A 19,936-nucleotide genomic window follows, 5' to 3' on the forward strand; every position below is an offset into this window, starting at 1 on the left:
ACATAGATATTATTAATACTATTGGATTCTTTGTCGTTATCTATAAAAATGGAGTTACCATCTTTATCGAACCATTCGAAATTGTAATTTGGAGTACCTCCAACAACAGTAACTTTAATACTTGCATCATCTTGTCCTAAAGCAGATGGGGGTGTTTTTAACACTTGTATTCCCATTGCCTGAGGTTCTGTAATTGTTATTTCCTGATAATCTGTACATAAATTAGCATCTGTAACGGTAACATTGTAGGTTGATGCGAAAAGATCCTTAATTGTATTTTGGTCTGCATTTTTCCCTGTACTCCATACGATCTTATATGGACCGACACCTCCGGTAATATTTATTGTAATCTGAGCATCATTACCGCCATTACAAGAAACATTTTTTTGATTATAATTAATTTTTAAAAGTTTTGGCTCAGTTACAGTTACAGGATTTGAGGTGTAGCTGTTACCAAATCCGTCTGAAACTTCTAAAATATAATCTCCTGCGCGTAATGTCTCGGAAGGATTTGTTGTAGAAGCGACTACATTTGGAGTTAATTTATTGTACCACTTATAAAGATATCTTTTATCTGCGTCAGGAACCCCAATAGGAGCCCCTCCCGAGATGGTAGCTTTTAGTATGGCTTGTTTATTAGCAAAACATTTGATAGACTGGGTTTCTATAATGGAAGTGATTAAAAGTTCATCCGGTTGATTAATGATGTAAGATGCCTCTGTTGTACACTTATTTTTATCTGTAACTATAACGCTATACGTACCTAAACCAATGCCATCTAATAGACGGTTTGTTTTACCTGTCATTATTATTTTGGTACTTCCGGTTCCTTGATACCACTGATAGGTATAGGGAAATGTCCCGTCTGCTGCTGAAACATCGATATGGCCATTTTTTAACAGATAGCCGCTTGCATCAACTTTTTCAAAAGAAGCTATGGTTAATGGTTTTAGCGGCTCAGTGATTTTAACAATTACAGGTGCTGTTGAATAAGAACAACCATTATCGTCTATAATTGTGAAAGAATAGTCTCCGGCAGGAATTCCTGCACGGTCTTTTGTAGTAACACCATCATTCCATAAAATATGATAATCTCCGGTTCCTCCCTGAATATTTAAGGTAATGGTTGCATCGCTGCCACTAAAACAATTTACGTTTGTTTGAGTAAAAATACAGGTGATAGCAGGTCTTTCCGTTAATTCCGCAATAACAAGTTCTCTCGAAATATTTACATTGTCAGTTACTATTACTTTGTAAAAACCAGCATATAAGTTCTCAATTTTGTTTGTTGTTGTTTCAACTAACAAAGTATATTGATCCGTCGCTTTTTGTTTGTAATACCATTTGTAATTGTATTGATTTAAGTTATTTGGAGTTCCACCACTTGCAATGACTTGTATACTACCGGTGTTTGCTCCATTACAGGTTACGTCAATTTTATTTACGAAGGCTACAGCCAATGCTTTAAGGATAACAGTTTCAGGGGCAGAAGTACAGTTATTACTGTCTTTTGCAATTATTTCATATACGCCATCTCCTAAGCCTGTGATTGTATTTGTAGTATATATGGTACCGGTACTAATACCATTTTTCTTTAAGGTGTAAGTGTACGTTTTTGTTCCTCCATCTGCATTCACAATTATTTCACCATCATTTGCCGTATTTATGGTAGGTTGTGTTTTAGTAGTACTTGCAATAGTAACAGCTGCATTTTGGGTGATTTCGATGTTGACAGGACTACCATAAGTACAGTTATTATGGTCCGTAACGATATAAGAGTAGGTTCCTGCTGTTAATTTTACAGGATCTATTATTTTGGCGGAATCATTAACGTCTTTAAAAATAGTTGTGTAAGGAGCTGTTCCTCCTTTTATATCTAACGTAATTGTACCGTCATTGCGGCCATTGCAAATTACATTGGTAGAAGTATGGGTTGCTGTAAGCACATTTTGTGGCTCAGAAAGATAAAAATCCTTATAAATTTCCATTTTACTGTCCTTAACTCCAACTCTATAGGTACCTGTAACAAGATTTGCTATAGTAGCAGTAGTTTGTCCGGAAATTTGTGTTTCAATGCCATTTTCTATTTTAAACCAACGATAAAAATAAGATCCTGTGCCTCCGCTTGCCTCTATAGTTATACTACCGGTTGGTTCATTTTTACATTTAATGTCTATTTGAGTAAGTGGGGTTATAGTCAGAGCTTTTAGTTCGATTGTATTGGTAGTGGCACCACAACCATTTTTATCTACTACTTTAATCTGGTAGCTGCCATTCCCTAAATCGGCACGGGCATTGGTATTGGCAGCAAAAGGCTGACCATTTTTAGTCCACGAATATGTATAGTTACCAGCTCCACCAATTACAGAGACTGCTATTGTTCCGTCATTGACAGAGGGAGAGGAGGGTTGTATTTTTGTATCAAGTTTGACTTGTAATAAAGGAGGTGATGGTTTAATCTCTGTTATTACATTATTATTAAATTTGCAAGAGTTGGCATCTGTTACAGTATACCAATAGCTACCTGCTTTTAAACCGGTTCTGTTTGCACTAGTGCTGCCGTCATTCCATAGCACGGATAGTGGAGCAATTCCACCTTTTAAGCTTATTTGAATTTCACCATCATTTATTCCGAAACAACTAACATCTTTTGTAGATAGTACTGTTGATTCTATTTGAGGATTGGCTTCTAGTTGTACTACAAATCCATCCGAAGTGGCTCCTTTACTATCAGTAGCAAAAACTTTATAATAGCCTGCATTTTGCCCCGTAATTGAGGGACTACTATTGGGTCCCGAAATTGGATTTGAACCAATAATAGTTCCAGAGTTGTCGCAGCTGTACCAGGTATAAGTGTAAGTTCGGGTTATCGGCGTTGGGCTGTAAGGAAATCCTCCTTCGGCTATAGCTGTTATACTGCCCCTTCCTCCGGGACATGTTATATTAGTTGGTTTTGGGGCAGTGACTTTTACTTTTTCAGGCGCATATATTGTAAAAGAAAAATCAGCACTTCTACAGGATTTGCCAATGTCTTTTGCATACATGATGTAGTTTCCGGCTGGCATAGAAAACAAGGAAACCGGGGTATAAGGCTGCCCGTCTTTGGCATATATATATTCGTAGTTGCCTGTACCTCCCTCAAATCCAATAGAGAATGAGCCATCGGCTTTGCCATTTTCAGTTGCATTTGTATAACTGGGAGTACCTAAAATTGTAATTGGTTTAGGTGTTGTAATAGTAACTGTTTTGGTTGATTGTGCATTTATCTGCGAATATCCCAATAAAGTTATAAGTAGTAATGTGTAGATTTTTTTCATAATTATAGGCTTGTTCGGGAATTTATTGTTCTGCGCAATTGAATTTGTCAACGATTTTTACGGTATGAGCTCCGTCTGTTGTGATGGGAATCTGATAAGAACCGGAAAACGGTATTCTTTTAGGAACTGTCTCCCCGTTTATAACTTCAGTTTGATTGTCTAAAATATAGTAGTATGGAGTTGTTCCGCCGGTAGCCCGTATTTCTATGGCACCTTGGTTCGCACTGCATGCGGGTTGTATTGCCGTTGCCCAAAAAGTTAAAGGTGTTTTCTCTTCTATTGTAAAAGCATCTGTAACAATAGCACTGGACCCCACTTTGTTCCCGGTATCAGAAATACTCTGCGCCTGGTATTTTATTTTATATGTACCCGCCGCTATGTTATTCCAGGTATAGGTTTTATTAATAACTTCATTTTCTAATGCGGATATACTCATGATAAAACCTGTATCCGGAGCCTCCGGATTGGCACGAAATAGATTAAGAAGAAGTTTGTTACCTGTTTTTAACTCCGATTTAAATTTTAAAGTGGCACTTCCTGTTGCTGTATTGCTGCATTTAACGGGGGTTGCTTCTGGTTTTTTTTCGTCTAGTTCGGGTGAACAGCCAATAATAGTGTAAACAACTGTATTTGTAAATTGTTTATCATAGCCTGCCTGAAAGAAAATTTGAGATTTACCATCATGATTACCAATATCTTTAAGGTTAAAAGTAATGGATCTTTTTCCTTGAAATTGAGCGGGCATTGGTTTCCATCCCGTTGCATCGTATTGATATTGCCAATTCCACCCATTGGTTAAGTTAATGACATCGTCACTGCAAACATTATTTGCGGCAGGTTGTGTAAGATGTATTGGCCATACATTGGATCTGCCAACACATCCGCCTAAAACCTCGTCCTTAAATGTGTTTTTGTTATAAGGAATGGCATATTCTTTTGCACATATTGATTGGCCACGGCTGTTTAGTTCAAGATCTAAAATAAATAGACCATCAATATCCCTGACATAAAAAAAATTGTATTGAATCTTTTCGGCTCCACTCGAATTAATGATATTATCAGTGCAAAATCGTTTAGTGTACAGATCTATAGATCCTGTAGGGCCTGTTAAGGAATAATCTGTAACTCCACAAATGGTATATCTTGTGCTTGATGCGTTTGAATTTTTGGGTTTCATGGTTGATTTTATCAATATTCCATACTCGGTCTGCCCATGAACAAGCAGGCTTCCTAAAAAGAATATAAACAAGAGTAATTTTTTCTTCATATTATTAGTTTTCTATACAACCATGACTATCCAGAACGGTTACGGTATGAGCGCCATCCGTTACACCGTTAATTGTATCCGGATTTTTGGTAAGCGGAGTTTTAATCCCATTGTCAAGAATATAAAAGTAAGGTGAGGTACCTCCAGTTACTGAAATTTCAATACTACCAGGATCTCCACTGCATTTTGGTTGAATTGCTGTCGTTCTAAAAGTTAATTGGTCTTTATTTTCTATCGTAAAAGAATCGGTAACGATAGCACTAGATCCTACAATTTGGCCATTATCAAATTTGCTTTGTGCCTGATATTTTATGGTGTATGTTCCTGCTGCTATTCCTTCCCATGTATAGGTTTTATTTTCAGTTTCCTTTTCTGATGCTTTAATACTTTTTATAAAACCGGTATCTGGTGCCACCGGATTGACACGGTATAGATTAAAAAGAAATTGATCATCTTTTTTTAGGGGGGATTCAAACTTTAGGGTAACACTGCCAGTGGCTGTATTATTGCATTTAACCGAATTTGCAGTTGGTTTTTTTTCGGCCAGTTCGGGTGAACAGCCGATAATAGTATAAGTGACTGTATTCGTATATTGTCCATACTTTTCATAACCCGCAATAAAATGAACGTTTGCCTGACTGTTGTATCCAGGTAAGTCCTTTATTTTAAAGGTAATTGATGGTTGTTCCTGGAATTGTACAGGAAGATTCTTCCAACCTTCGCTATCAAATTGATACTGCCAGTTCCACCCATTATTTAAAGTTATAGGATCCTCCTTGCATTTTGGATTGGAGTCTGGTCGAGTGATATGCAATGGCATTATCTCAGCGTTTGCTAAACACCCGCTAAAAAACCAGCCCTTAAAGGTATCCTTATTGTATGGAATAGTTCGTGTTATTTGTCCACATGTTGGCGACCCACCCAAAACTTCCATAAAATCTATTTTCGTAGGATTGCCTGTCACATAAAAAAAACAATACAAATCATTCTTGTAATTGTCTTCTAAAAAATCAATTGAACACGAGTTCATTCCTGCCGTAATTTGATGGAGTCCGCTATAATCATTCGAAGGCCAGACAGAAGGTGAAGTGATTTTAGATTTTATTAATATTCCATAATCGGTCTGTCCATAAGCAAACAGACTTCCTAAAAAGAATAAGATTAAGGGTAATTTTTTGGTCATTATTTTAGTTTTCAATGCAATTAGAATTGTCTACTACCATTACTTTGTGTTCACCATCTGTTGTTATAGGGATGATGTAGCCATTTGAAAATAGATGTTTTTGCGACAGAGGCTCGTCATCTAAAAGATAATAGTAGGGAGGGGTTCCGCCTGTAGCAGTTATCAATATTCCTTTTGGGTCAGTACTGCAGTATGGCTGTACTGCTGTCGATGTAAAGGTTAATGGTGTTCTTGGACTGATGGTAAAGTTGGTGACAGTGGACATACTTGAAGGGGACCCGCTTTCAAATTGTGTCTGATATTTAAAATTGTAATTTCCGGCAGGTATATTTTTCCATTTATAACTAAGCGTATTTACTTTTTCTATATCAGGATCATTTGAGTTTGCAGAAGTTACTGCACCACCGCCTACAGGATTGCGATTGAAAAGGTATTTTTCATCTTTTTCTAATGGTCTGCTAAAAGTAAATACCACACTACCATTACTATAACTACAGGTGGTATAGTTTGAAGTTGAAGTATTATCTAGTTTTGGGGAACATGGTATAAGGGTATAATTAACGACGTTAGAATAAACATTTTCTTCTGTAATATCAGGATTGGAATCTATTAAAACTCTAAAGAGAATAGTACCATAGTAGTTATTTAATGCCGGAAAATTGGATTTAACGAAGTCATAATTTTGATTGAAATTAGTACTGATATCTGTTTTAATAAAATCCTTTCCGTTTGTACTATATTCCCAATAAAATTTTTGAGTTCCGGTACAACCCACTGCCGCCAGTAAGACTCTGTCACAAAAAGAATTAGTTAAATTGTTTGGTTTAGTTAATACCTGATTACCTATAAAATAAGGAGGATAGCAGTCTGCATTTAAATTATGATCAGCGTAAGCTTCATAATAATCATCACGACAAGGGCCACTGCAGGCATAAGAGTCAGGACGATATGCCATATATTCAAAAGAGGTTGGCTTTATATCATAAATTAGGTATTCATTTTTACTTATAATTGCTCCTATATGAGTACCATTTGATTTTACTTCCCAATTATAGCTGAGACAACTACATTCTTCAATTGATCGGACTCCATTGAATTCCATTATATATAATTGAGAATGAACCATATTTGGAGTTAGGAAATACAATACGATAAATATATTGTATCTCTCTCTTGTTATTAATTTTAAAAGACCTAAGAAACACTTCATATGTTTAGAACTTTACAGTGAAAAAATCCATTTTAGAGGTTCTTCCGTCTTTAAAGATCGCTCTGATGCCGTATTGGTACGTCGTATTAATGGTAATAGTCGGGTCAGGTAAAAAGCGTGTTTTTCCGGTCACAATCTGGATCAGTTGCAATGGATCTTTATCTGAAGCTTTGTAAATTTCAAAACCATCTACTTCACTGTTCGCGTAATCCCATGACAAATCGATGGTATTGGTTGTTTTATTTGGCTGAGCGAAAAAACCTTTCACAGCTGGCATAACAGAATATTTAGGTACAAATAAGGTTAATTCCGGTGAAGGATTAGAAACTAAATTGCTCTCATCTTTCGCAAAAACAGCATATCGGTAAGTACTTCCTTCAACGGCAGTTTTATCCTGAAATTTCTCTTCCTTATTTTTGGTTTCCAAAATCAGTGTCCAGTCCTTTTGATCATTTTCTTTTCTGTACAATTGGTGTACAGCCACATCTTCACTCTGACTGTTTGCCCATTCGAGAAAAATCGATCCTTCTTTAATTTTAAAACTGGTGAAAACAGGTGAAGTAGGGGGAATTACATCCGGTTTTTTAATAATTAAAACATCTGAGAAATCAGACATATTGTAGTGATAATCTACCGCAATAACTTTATAGTATACCTTAGGATTCAAATTTTTAATAAGTACTTTGTCCTGGTAAGAGTTAGGTTCACTTGGGCTTACAGTCAACTGTGTAAGTTCTTCTTCGGCGGTGTTTCCTCTATAGATACGATATCCTAATAAATCTTTTTCTTTATTAGGGTCCCAGGTTAGTTTTACAACACCTAAGCTGTCTATAACTCCTTTTAAACCAATAGGCTTAGAAGGTGGTATAGAGTCTACGGGCTGTACCAACATAGGAAATGAAGTTCTGTTGCTACCTTGTTTTCCAAGGGCTGTAATGGTAAAATAGTTTGTAGATAAGAGTTTGTTGTACGTCACTGTACGGCTCTTGGCAGGGATGTTCTTTACTACTTTTGTATAGCCATCATCATCCGTATCAGAACGGTTTAATTCAAATCCTGTGATTTCATTATCCCCTTCTGTTGGAAATTCCCAGGTTAAAGTAACAGTATTTTCATCCTTAAACTCCTTCACAGTCAGATGGGGAACATATTTTAATATTTCAGCACCTTTTCCGGTAACAACCTTTGAATAGGGACCTAATTCACCAAAAGGCGAAATCCCCTGAATTCTGTAGCTGTATGGTTTATTGTTCGCGATAGAATCAACATAGAAAATTTGACTGTTATTCGTGTTTTGCTGATTTAAACTGGTGTAAGGTTTATCAGTAATTCTTTCGAAAGTCTTTTTATCGGTCGAACGTTCTACAAAATAATTGGCGTAAGTATGCGAAAGTATTTTAAAATTCCAGCTTAACATGGCACTGCTGTTTGTAAAATGAGCCGTGAAATCCATTGGTTTTGGGAGTGGCTGATAATCGCTTAATCCCACGAAAATTCCACCATAAGATATTGTAGCCTCTTTTTCAGGTACATTTGAAATTACGCGATAGGCATATTTTTCGTTAGGCTTAACTGTTTTATCTTCCAATCCCAGACCCGCTTTTTTGGCAATTTCATAATCTTTGTCCGCAGTTAGGAGAGCGAATGTAAATCTTTGCTCATTCTCTTCTGAAAGGTTTACGATATTTTCTAATTTATCTGTTCCGGTAACCGAAAAATTTTCTCCATAAATGGCTTGCGCTACAATAGCGGCATTGTCATTCTTTTCAATTAGTTTTTCCCATGTTTCCAGTGCCTCAGGTTTCAATGTGCCAGCCAGGACCACTTTTTCGGGAGCTGGCAAAGTCTTGTTGTTACGGGTAACGGTATAACGTTCTACAGTATACCCATAAGTATTTAGTTTTTTCCAGGCCATAGCATTGGTGACAGCCCAGCGTAACAAAATTCGATCTTTTTGTACTCTGGCTATAACTTGTATCTCCGATTTTATTTCGGTTGGATTTGCTTCTCCTGTGCTATTTTTTTCTTGTGAATAGGTAGTACCAATTGTAATAAGAGTAAGGAGAATTAAAAATTTAAGCTTCATGCTAATCTGTTTTATTAAATGTAAAAATTGAACTGGTACCTGCTTGTCCGCCTGGTAGCGTATAGTTTAGTCTAACATTGTAAGGCCCATCTTTTATCATAGGGAATGTTCCGTTCATAATGTAATGGTACTTACTGATCATAGCCTGATTCAGACTGTTTATATACTTATTGATTATTTTATACTGAATTTTTATAAAATCGTCCTTATAGTAAAAAGGGAGATTATAACGATAAGGCAATCTCTCCCTTAAATCAGAGCTTTTCGGGTTATTAGTTAAATCAGCCAAATACCAGGTCAAGATTTCAACTCCTCTAATTGGTGGGTTTCCTAATATGTTTGTATTTCTGTTTAATGTAAAATCAGCTTCCAATGGATAGCCTTTGTATATCAAGGGATAAATATCATTTTTAAAATAACTGTCATCCAATATAGCCTCGACATTCACCAATGGAATATTTAACGTTTTTGGACTACCGGCGATCTCAATTTCATCAAAAGGTTCAGTTGAGGAATTTTCGGCATTTAAGGCATGCTGATCAGCTTCAATTATTTCTGTATGAGTTTTTCGCGGTTTTTTTGCCGCTATTTTTTCCTGAAAAGTATTGTACTGACTGGTATTGAAATTATATTGTAACAGTTCAACACCCTGACCACCCGTAAGAGTTTCACCCAGTTTATTACTTTTTACCTCAACATTAGCATTTGAACCAAGATCCTGTTTCTCAAAACTTTCATTTAGATTGGTATTGGCATCTTTTAGAGTTTCTAATGTCATTAAAGATAAATTATACAATTTTACTCGCTCTAAAACCGGCAGACTAACAATGACCTTTTTTAAAGCTGTGTTATAGGATATAGTGCCATTTACGGTTTTATTTCCGGTTTTATAAAAAGCTTTTTGTGATTGCCCCGGTTTGAGATTAAACAAATAAGCCTGTCCGGTTTTTAGAACCATATAAGCTTCTTTACTCTCGTTTTGATAAACATATTTTTGATCAAAAACAGGGTAGCAGTAAGCAATATTGTTCACCGGAATATTGTTAGGTGCTACACCCGTAGTAAAAGTTCTGGTTTCAGTTTCCATAGCAACCTGACCCTGATCGAGAATTGTTTGCCATGAACCGTTTTTATATTCCTGGAAACTTACTTTTACCGTTAAGGTTAGTTCTGATTTTTCAGGTAATATTTCAGATGAATTGAAACTTACCAAATCATTCGTTTTATTCCAGCTTAAAGTACCAATTACAGGAACTCCGCCATTCTTGATGGTATATTCTTCTAGTTTGAGTCGGTAGGTTTTAATCCCGTCATCTCCTTCAATGTTGAAGTTTTTATCTACAGGCATATTAAATCCAACCTGAGGAATGGTAAAGACATCTACCTCTTTTGTTCCCTGAGCAGGAGTAATATCTGCGATAGATTTTAAACCTTCTAAAGGGTTCGCGGATATGAATTCGCACTGTTCCCCAAATTCAAGTTTAAAGCGGAAACTACCCTTCACGGCACCACCAAGCAGACTGAATTCACCCGCCATATATCCTCGAATCCATACCGGATTAGGTAATTTGGCTTGTAATAGAACGGCTCCTCCACCTTTTATAATAGATATTTTCTTTCGTATAAAAAACAATTTGATATTAATTCCGAGTTCTCCTTGTAGATAAGCATACGACTGGCCGTTAGCATACCAACCGTTTATACCAATTTGTCCGGAACCTTTACATTGTGCTTCTCCATAATCTTTAACCATAATGTCGAATCCAAATCCGGCCTGAAAATTGGCATAAAACATTAAGAAACTTAAATTTCCAGTTTTGATGCTAAAATCAGAACCAAAGGCAAATCCTTTTCCTGAAGCAATGCTGTTTTCGTCACGCATATAATTCAGTTTAGCGACATCAACTTTTAAAAGCTGTGCAACAATATCCGGTGGTGGAGGACTGCCTGGGATATCATCTCCAAGCATAAAGTAACCGCCGGCTTCTACTTCGATAGATCCAATAGCCAGCTTTATACCCAATCGATCAGTAGGAGTACCTGCTCTGATGTACCATTTGTCCGGTCCAAAATGTAGCACTGCCCAACCTGCTCTGTTACCAGAAGCACGGCCTTTTATGAAGCCTCCTGGAGTATCAATGTATAAATCGAATGTACCGTGTAATGTTTTTGCCCTAAAATCGTATTCTATTGCTGCAAATGCATTGATACCCATCGAGTTTTTTACATCGTTTGGGTAAAGCTGTTCCGCAGCAGCCGATAAATTGTTTGTTTTAAGTACTTCTGAAGCGACTGCCCCCATTAGAGATTCATTTTCAGTAACAGTTTGTAATGCCTTTGTTATTTCGTCTGCTCCCGGAATTTCAAAGGGCTGCATCACGTGACCTTCACCATAAATACTAATTCTATTAAGACCGCCATGTTTATTAAAAGCAATTTCAAAGCCGGCACCTCCCCAAAAAGCATTTGCCGTAGCTGTGCCCGCAAACTTAATCATAGCTTTAACGCCTAATCCTGAATCTGCATCAGGTACGTAATTCGACTTAGAGGCCACAAAAGAAGAACTAAAGCCGTCTTTCTTCATTTGATAATAGGCTCCTCCACCAAAACCTTTAAAAGTAATGGCCCCGGCAGGAATATTTAAATTGTCTACCATGGCATCCACATACCAATATCTAAAAGTAGTAGATCCAAAAATAGCATTAGCTTCAACCTTGATACCTCCTGTAAAATCAGCCGATACACTTCCTTTGAAACCGTTTCCGTACACCGGATCATTGTCCATTATGGTGATACTTCCTTTAAATTTTACACCTCCTAAGTCTGCAGCAACTTTTATTTCTTCGAACTTAAGATGATCGTATTTCCATTTTTGGATTCCTTTCTCTCTGTCGAATTTTCCAACCACATAAAATTTGGTTTGACCGTTAAATTGATTTTGCATAATGTTAATGGCAACATCAACTTTCAGACTTGCTGATACATCTGTAGCGACCAAAGCAATTTCGTTAATGGTAACCGGAAAATTACTTACTGCAGCATCTTTTTCCTGAATGTGTTTGTAACCGAAATAGTCTGCCGTCAGATAGGGAACAACAGTTTGCAGGGTTAAATTCTGGAAAATAATTCCTTTAAAATTTATGGCTTCTTTTTTCTCGCCTTCTGCATCAGTTGATCCGGATGATTTAGTTGGTGATGCAACAAGTTCGGCTGCGGTGGTATTTTTATTACTTCCTTTTAAAGCTAAACTTCCGTAAAGAACCGCTTTTGGTAAAAACTTTCCATCCTTTACCTTTAGTTCCAGATAGGAGTTTTTTTCTAAAGAGGCGGTTGCCTTAAAAGCCTGAAAACAAATGTTGTTTGTTACATCAGCCTTAAGGATATATTCGTTGTCTACAGGATTTATGATGGCATTGTAAGCCAATCTTCCTCTCGATTTTGGATCACATTGCGTATTTTCTTCCGAAGAAACCGGCAGAACAATTTCACCATTAAAGGCGGCCGCTGTTAATGAGTTGGCTCTAAATTCCATCTCAATATGGTCCAATGAAAATTGCCAGCCCGAAGCACTTCCTTCTTTAAGACTAAAAACATTATCACCAGAAAATTTACCAGAAACCCCCATTCTGTCAATTAAGAGATTGGCGGCTTCAAATTTAACTCTCTTGTTCTCGTCTCTCTTATTAAACTGTTCCGGTAATACGACTTTCAGGGATTTGACATAAAAACCTCTCCATAATTTTTCGTTACCGGGCACCAGATAATCTTTGACATAATCCGCATCCGGCCATTCAATTTTATTCGAGTTCCTGATGTCGCTTAAATCGATTACAGCATTGTTTAGCTCAAAAGCAGGGCCTTTGCCCTTATATGATGTCAATTGAAATTTAGGTAATGATATTTCAATCAAAATATCATTCCAATTGGAAACTATGGTTTGAAATGAACCTCGTACGCGGGTCGGAGCGGGAATAAGCCTGTAATCATTATCAACCGGTTCAAGATAGGCTCTTGAAAATTCAACATCCGCCGCAATTCCCAGTTCCTTAAAACCATTACAGTCAATCGTTACATAAGTCTTTTTTTCTACAAGTCCTGTAGACATCTCCATGCCTCCTTTTAAAATAAGTAAGGAGTTTTGACCATTTATATTAATGGGAACGTCACCCAGTAAAACCAAGTTCGTAGCCCCAACCAATCCGCCTTTGTGAGAAAGTTTAATACCATTAGCCCCAAAAAACAACTCTTTTGGTCTTCCAAGTGAGTCATGCTGTGGAATTACAATTTTCACAAAAGCAGTCAGCTCTGTATATTCCGGAGTAAATTTGGCGCTGCTAATGCCAAGCATATATTGGATTCCTCCTATGGTCTTTTTTATACCAAGAGGAAGCATCGATAATTTTTTAGGCTCTAAAAAATCTGTAAGGTTATCGTTTTTGGCAATCTCCTTAAAGACAGACATGGCCAGATCACGATCTTTATTGATCTCCTGTGAAACTGGGAAGTTCTTTTTTAGAAACTCATTGGTGAATTCGCTTTTTGGAGTTTGGTAATAACTAAGCGAATTGTTGAGAAGACCAATTTCGTCTTTGGGAAGATTTTTAGAAATAAAAACTTTCTTTGAATTGGTGATGGTATCGGTGTAAGTATTAGAAAAGCAATTGATGCTGACTAAAAATAAAATAATACATACGATAAAAGGAAATAACTTAAGAGTAGTTTTTTTCAAGTCTTAGTAGGTTTGGTTGGTATTAGGCAATATAGTAGCGCGTTAACGGATCTAAAGCAACTTCTTTAGGGGGACCAAATAGTTGTTGTTGTTTTTAATAGAAAGAAAATGGTTTATTGAGGCTATAACTTCTTTTCAAAACATTCGATTTCAGGTACAGAGCCACAGGAAAAAGACTCTTTTTATTTGCATTCATGTAAGTATCAAATGTTGGTTTTGTTAAATTTTTGCCAAACATAAACAATCTCTGAATTTATTCTTTACGGCTTTCCACATTATGGCAAAAAAAAACCCCAGATTGCTCAGGAGTTTGATTTGTAAAATAAAAAATGTAAGTTTTTACTCTTCTTTCATTGTGTGATAAACGTTCATCACGTCATCATCTTCTTCGATTTTTTCGATTAGTTTTTCAACGTCTGCAATTTGAGCTTCCGTAAGTTCTTTTGTAATTTGAGGAATACGCTCAAATCCTGAAGATAAGATTTCCAGACCTCTGTTTTCCAGTTCTTTTTGTAAAGCTCCGAAGCTTCCAAAAGGGGCGTAGATTAAAATTCCGTCTTCGTCTTCAAAAACTTCCTCAGCACCAAAATCAATTAGTTCTAACTCTAATTCTTCGGCATCAATTTCACCTTTTGCAATTCTGAAATTACAGGTATGATCAAACATAAACTCAACAGAACCCTGTGTTCCCATTGTTCCGTTGCACTTATTAAAATAGCTTCTGATATTTGCTACCGTTCTGTTATTGTTGTCAGATGCTGTTTCAATTAAAATCGCAATTCCGTGCGGAGCATATCCTTCAAACAAAATTTCTTTATAGTTGGCAGTATCTTTATTACTTGCATTTTTTATGGCACGCTCCACATTGTCCTTAGGCATGTTGGCGGCTTTTGCATTTTGTATTACAGCTCTTAATCTAGAATTGGCCTCCGGGTTGGGACCACCTTCTTTAACGGCCATAACGATATCTTTACCAATTCGGGTAAATGTTTTAGCCATTGCTGACCAACGTTTCATTTTTCTTCCTTTTCTAAATTCGAACGCTCTTCCCATTTCTAATTTTTAGTTTTGTGTGGCAAAAATACGGTTATTCCTTATTTTTCCAAAATCAATTGAATTCTTTTTTAGTGATAGTTAGGGCTTAGAGGTTAAAAAGTTTAAAGTTTACGGTTTAAAATTATCCGAATTCCCTTTTGTAAAGTAGAAAGTCTAACGTCCAATGCCTACAGCCTACAGCTTACAGCTTATAGCTTAAAGCCTAGAACTATTTCCAAGCATTAAACTCATTAATAACATTTACAGCTTCATTTAGATAGGGATTCGTTTTTAGATTGTCGATCTGGTATTGGTTGATTGTTTTGTCATTAGGGTATACCCCCAGTAGAAACTGATTTACCGTAGAGTTATACACATCCAGAGGATTGTTTTCATCGTTAAAAGTTGTGATTTCGGTCCAAAGTGAGTTCACTACTTTTTTCTGTTTGAAGACCGCATCTAAAGTCATCGGAATTTCCGCTTTTGGAGTATTGATAAGTTTGTCAATTTTTTGATTGATTTCTTTTATGTTATTGAAAAAATAATTGTCTGCCAATCTTGTTGTACTAGTTTGGGCCAGTTTGTCGATTAGGGCTCTTTTTACGTAAGGCTTGAATTTTAAAGACGGTGTAATACTATCATTTTTAATGGCGGTAGGGAAATTGCTTTCTCGTTGATAAACATTTTCATAGAATTCAGGAAGAATTACATCCGGTTTTACTCCAATATATTGATGACTTTTACCTGTAACTCTGTAAAATTTGTTGATTGTAATTTTTAAAAAATCAGTGTTTTTAGTTTCGTCAAGCGAAAGAATCGTTTGCATGGTCGCTTTCCCAAGGGTAGTACTTCCTAATAATAAAGCACGGTTATAATCCTGCAATATAGAGGAAAAGAATTCACTTGCCGAGGCAGTATTGCTATTTACCAGAATGACTATCGGACCTTTATAAATCAAACCTTTATAGGGATCATTAATAATCGATTTTCCCTGATTACGATCTACAACTATAGAAAGTGGTCCATAGTCAATAAACATTCCGGCCAGTTTTATCGCTTCTTCCATCGATCCGCCACCATTGTCAATTAAATCAATTACGAGTCCCTTTATATTGTCTCTTTCCAGTTTTATAACTTCGCGAGCCACATCATCAGCACAGCCTTTGCGACTATTGCCTTCTAAATCAGCATAAAAACTTGGAATTTTGATGTATCCAATTTTACTTTCCTTTCCAATAATAAAGCTAAAAACAGAATTCTCTTCGTCTTTCATCACCTTTTTTTCGATATAAACATCAAAGCTTTTACCGGAGTTTCGTTTTAAAGTTAGGGTGATGCTTTTGTTAGATTCCGATAAAATCAAAGTTGAGATGGATTCCAGCGAAGCACAGGAAACCTGTAAAGTTTCTTTTTGATTGGATATTGAAATGATCTGATCGCCTTTTTTGACCTGACCTGTTTGATAAGCAGGACCATTAGGATCAACTTCGGCTACAATGATTTCATTCTTTTCATTTAAATTGACAGTCATTCCTAAAGATAAATGTTCTTTAGAGAGTGAAGCAACAAAGCTCGTTTTAGAATCGTCACTAAAATAGGCAGAATGCGGATCAAAGTAGTTACAAAAGAAATTGTAGAACTTTTCTTCCTGTCTAATATTTGTCTCTAAAAGCGTATTGATTCGGCATATTTCATTGGATAAAATTAGTTTCTTTGATTTGAGCTCTATCGACTGAAAATTGACTTTAATTGAATCTAAATTGTCACTTAGTTCGGCTATCTCATCCAAAATCTGGTAGCGAATTTTTTTAAGCCATACTTTTTCAAGGTTTTCTTTTTTAAGATAAAAAGGAAATGATTTTTTATAAAATCGGATAGTATCTGTTTTGCTGTAATCAATAGGTTCAGTTTGAATTTTTTCAAGAACCTTTTTTGTTCTCAAAAGACTTTCTTTGTATTTGGAAGTAATATCGGCTAAAAAACTGCAATCATTACTAAGAATAAAATCGTCCAGGTTTGTGCGGTATTTCTTTGCCATTTCATCATACTCCGTTTTAAAAAAAATATTTCGGGAAGGATCTAATTCGTTGATCAGATTATCAAAAACAAAAATCGACAAGCTATCATCAACAGGTTTTGGTCGGATGTGCTCTTCCTGAATAACGGCATTTATTTTGTTGACTATTTCGCACGTGGGATTTCCACTTTGACTAAATAGAATATTTGTGGTTAGAATCAACACCAGTGCTATTTTTTTCATAAATGTAAATCTTCGTTCAGACTAAAATTACGCTTATTTTTTTATAAAATCTTATTCTTTTCTAAAAATTCTTACATTCAGATGATTTTTTTCTGCGGAGTTTTCACCACGAATTCACGAATTTGGCGGGCTTTTTTATTTAAAATCATTCGTGAATTCGTGGCAAAAAAAACAGGGTATAAAAAAAATGCATTACTTATCAGGCAATGCATTTTCTAATTTTATGGAGATAAAAATCTATTTTTTGTAAAAAGGAAGTTTAACCACTTTAGCAGCTACATCATTTTTTCTGATTCTGATAAAGATATCGCTGTCAACAGCACTATTATTTACCGTAACATATCCTAATCCAATACCTTTGTTCATAGAAGGTGACATAGTTCCTGATGTAACTACACCAATCACAGCACCTGAAGCATCTACAATCTCGTAGTCATGTCTTGGTACCGCACGCTCCTGCATTTCAAAAGCAATTAGTTTTCGGGTAACACCTTCTTCTTTCTGTTTTTTCAGATTTTCAGAATTAGTAAAATCTTTAGTAAACTTAGTAATCCAGCCTAATCCGGCCTCTAAAGGTGAAGTAGCATCGTTAATATCATTTCCGTACAAACAGAATCCCATTTCAAGACGTAAAGTATCACGAGCAGCTAATCCGATAGGTTTAATTCCGAAAGCGGCACCCGCTTCGAAAACTTTATTCCAGATAGCTTCAGCGTCGGCATTTTTACAGTAAATTTCAAATCCACCAGAACCGGTATAGCCAGTTGCAGAAATGATTACATCGTTGAATCCTGCAAAATCAGCTACTTCAAAATGATAATACGTAATAGCTCCTAAGTCGATAGAAGATAAAGGCTGCATCGCTTCAACCGCTTTTGGTCCCTGAATAGCCAATAAAGAATAATCATCAGAAATGTTTTTCATTTCAACACCCAAATCATTGTGCGAAGAAATCCAGTTCCAGTCTTTTTCAATATTTGAAGCATTTACAACCAGTAAATACTCTTCTTCTTTCATTTTATATACAATCAAATCATCTACAATTCCACCTTCGTTGTTTGGCAGACAAGAATATTGTGCTCTTCCGATAGTTAAAGTCGAAGCATCATTTGAAGTTACTTTTTGAATTAAAGCCAAAGCATTTGGACCTGTCAACAAAAATTCTCCCATATGCGAAACGTCAAAAACGCCCACACTGTTGCGAACTGTTTCGTGTTCAGCATTTACGCCTTCATAGGTAATAGGCATATTGTATCCGGCAAAAGGTAGCATTTTTGCTCCTAAACTCTCATGTATGTGCGTAAGCGCAGTATTTTTCATTGTGTTGTTTTATAAAATTGTGTCGCAAATTTATTTAAAAAATATCGAAGATTTATATACTAAATTAATAAAATTCGCAATATTCTTGCCCAATTTATGCATACGAAGCAATATCCTGTAGTTTGAATAGTTTTTGACGTTTTGGTTTTCTAAGGAATGAAAGAAACCTGCTAGCGGCAACAGAATCTGATTTTAGAATCTTACGAAGTGTCTACATCTTTATTTTTTATGTAACTTTAAGAGTCTGTTTAAAATTTATTTTTGAGGTTTATTATCAAAGGATTTTCGAGTGAAACAAGGCAAATTTTTATAGAATAGCAGCGCTATTGTATGAAAAATTAACGAAGTTTTAGCTGAAAATCATCATAAGAAAGCCAATAAATAAATTTTAAACAGGCTCTAAATCATTAAATCTGTCCGATGAAAGATCCATTTCTAATTACAAAAGAAGAGGTTTTAAAATTTCTCCAACCGGTGAATCCTATAACGCATAAGGGACTTCAGGGGCATGCAGTTATCATTGCAGGAAGTTATGGAAAAGTAGGAGCGGCAGTTTTAGCCTCAAAATCCTGTTTAAAATCGGGTTGCGGACTAGTAACGGTTTTTGTACCCAAATGCGGTTATCAAATTCTGCAGATCTCGATTCCGGAAGTGATGGTAATAACCGATGAAAACACTAATTTCCTGACCAGCATTCATCTTCCGTTAGTACCTCAGGCCATCGGAATTGGACCCGGAATAGGAGTGGAACTGGGTACTCAAAAAGCGCTTTTTGAGTTTTTAAGAGTGAACAAATCTCCTTTAGTACTGGATGCCGATGCTCTGAATATTATGGCAGAAAATTTAACCTGGCTCGAATTAGTTCCTGAAAATACTATTCTGACACCACATCCGAAAGAACTCGAGCGTTTGATAGGTAAGTGGAATTCGGAATCGGAAAAGTTTCAAAAAACGATTGCTTTTTCAGAAAAGTACAAAGTAATCATGGTCATGAAAGGCGCACCAACCTACATCATCATTAAGACTGAGATTTACGAAAACACCACCGGTAATGCAGCTTTAGCCACTGCCGGAAGCGGAGATACCCTCACAGGAATCATTACAGGCTTACTGGCTCAGGGCTACGAACCTAAATACGCAGCAAAACTAGGCGTTTTTCTCCACGGACTCACTGCCGATATTGCGTTACCAAAAACAGGTTATGAATCTTTTACAGCTTCTACTATTATTAAGTATTTGGGAAAAGCTTTTTTGAGCTTGGTTTAACCGCAAGGCACGCAAAGTTTTACGCAAAGGTTCGCAAGGTTTTTGTAGATAGCTTTGTAAACTTCCTCCACAGACTAACGGCTGGTATTATTTTGTCGACAACAAGTAATGAATCTTTTACGTCTTGTGCTGTTATGAAGTATTTTGGAAAAGCTTTTTTGAGTTTGATTTAACCGCAAGGCACGCGAAGTTTTACGCAAAGACTCGCAAAGATTTTGCACAATGCCTTGCGAACCTTTATGCTTTATAAGAATCTTAAAGAC

10 protein-coding genes are annotated in these 19,936 nt (G+C 36.2%); 1 reads left to right on the forward strand and 9 read right to left on the reverse strand.

Going from position 1 to position 19,936, the window contains the following annotated elements:
• The 9 genes from JO950_RS14315 to gcvT all read right to left on the reverse strand — a co-directional run.
• Positions 1-3,317: SprB repeat-containing protein (locus JO950_RS14315; RefSeq protein ID WP_202703270.1), on the reverse strand; the 3,317-nt coding region annotated here is incomplete at its 3' end.
• Positions 3,318-3,339: 22 nt separating this feature from the next.
• The gene (locus JO950_RS14320) at positions 3,340-4,584 is read right to left on the reverse strand and encodes a hypothetical protein (protein ID WP_202703271.1); all 1,245 of its coding nucleotides are present in this window, start codon (positions 4,582-4,584) and stop codon (positions 3,340-3,342) included.
• Between the two features lie 4 nt (positions 4,585-4,588).
• Entirely contained in the window at positions 4,589-5,767 is a 1,179-nt protein-coding gene (locus JO950_RS14325; RefSeq protein ID WP_202703272.1) for a SprB repeat-containing protein, read from the reverse strand.
• A 4-nt stretch (positions 5,768-5,771) separates the two neighbouring features.
• Positions 5,772-6,869, reverse strand: a complete 1,098-nt coding sequence (locus JO950_RS14330) for a hypothetical protein (RefSeq protein ID WP_230000518.1) — start codon at positions 6,867-6,869, stop codon at positions 5,772-5,774.
• A gap of 112 nt (positions 6,870-6,981) precedes the next feature.
• The gene (locus JO950_RS14335) at positions 6,982-9,063 is read right to left on the reverse strand and encodes a fibronectin type III domain-containing protein (RefSeq protein WP_202703274.1); all 2,082 of its coding nucleotides are present in this window, start codon (positions 9,061-9,063) and stop codon (positions 6,982-6,984) included.
• 1 nt (position 9,064) lies between these two features.
• Entirely contained in the window at positions 9,065-13,792 is a 4,728-nt protein-coding gene (locus JO950_RS14340) for a hypothetical protein (RefSeq protein WP_202703275.1), read from the reverse strand.
• Positions 13,793-14,131: 339 nt separating this feature from the next.
• The gene (locus tag JO950_RS14345; protein ID WP_173967295.1) at positions 14,132-14,845 is read right to left on the reverse strand and encodes a YebC/PmpR family DNA-binding transcriptional regulator; all 714 of its coding nucleotides are present in this window, start codon (positions 14,843-14,845) and stop codon (positions 14,132-14,134) included.
• Positions 14,846-15,056: 211 nt separating this feature from the next.
• Positions 15,057-17,087, reverse strand: coding sequence for a S41 family peptidase (locus tag JO950_RS14350; protein ID WP_202703276.1), 2,031 nt, complete (start codon positions 17,085-17,087; stop codon positions 15,057-15,059).
• A gap of 237 nt (positions 17,088-17,324) precedes the next feature.
• Entirely contained in the window at positions 17,325-18,407 is a 1,083-nt protein-coding gene (gene gcvT / locus JO950_RS14355) for a glycine cleavage system aminomethyltransferase GcvT (protein WP_202703277.1), read from the reverse strand.
• Between the two features lie 420 nt (positions 18,408-18,827).
• On the opposite strand from gcvT, the gene JO950_RS14360 reads away from it, so the two are divergent.
• Entirely contained in the window at positions 18,828-19,673 is an 846-nt protein-coding gene (locus tag JO950_RS14360) for an NAD(P)H-hydrate dehydratase (RefSeq protein WP_202703278.1), read from the forward strand.
• Positions 19,674-19,936: the final 263 nt, after the last annotated feature.

This window comes from Flavobacterium sp. UGB4466, from assembly GCF_903469665.1.
GTDB lineage: Bacteria > Bacteroidota > Bacteroidia > Flavobacteriales > Flavobacteriaceae > Flavobacterium > Flavobacterium lipolyticum.

Bases quoted from the DNA above. Each gene is read 5' to 3' on its own strand.
- JO950_RS14360 (WP_202703278.1), top strand. From the start codon at position 18,828: ATGAAAGATCCATTTCTAATTACAAAAGAAGAGGTTTTAAAATTTCTC.
- JO950_RS14345 (WP_173967295.1), bottom strand. From the start codon at position 14,845: ATGGGAAGAGCGTTCGAATTTAGAAAAGGAAGAAAAATGAAACGTTGG.
- JO950_RS14330 (WP_230000518.1), bottom strand. From the start codon at position 6,869: ATGGAATTCAATGGAGTCCGATCAATTGAAGAATGTAGTTGTCTCAGC.
- JO950_RS14335 (WP_202703274.1), bottom strand. From the start codon at position 9,063: ATGAAGCTTAAATTTTTAATTCTCCTTACTCTTATTACAATTGGTACT.
- JO950_RS14320 (WP_202703271.1), bottom strand. From the start codon at position 4,584: ATGAAGAAAAAATTACTCTTGTTTATATTCTTTTTAGGAAGCCTGCTT.
- JO950_RS14325 (WP_202703272.1), bottom strand. From the start codon at position 5,767: ATGACCAAAAAATTACCCTTAATCTTATTCTTTTTAGGAAGTCTGTTT.
- JO950_RS14350 (WP_202703276.1), bottom strand. From the start codon at position 17,087: ATGAAAAAAATAGCACTGGTGTTGATTCTAACCACAAATATTCTATTT.
- gcvT (WP_202703277.1), bottom strand. From the start codon at position 18,407: ATGAAAAATACTGCGCTTACGCACATACATGAGAGTTTAGGAGCAAAA.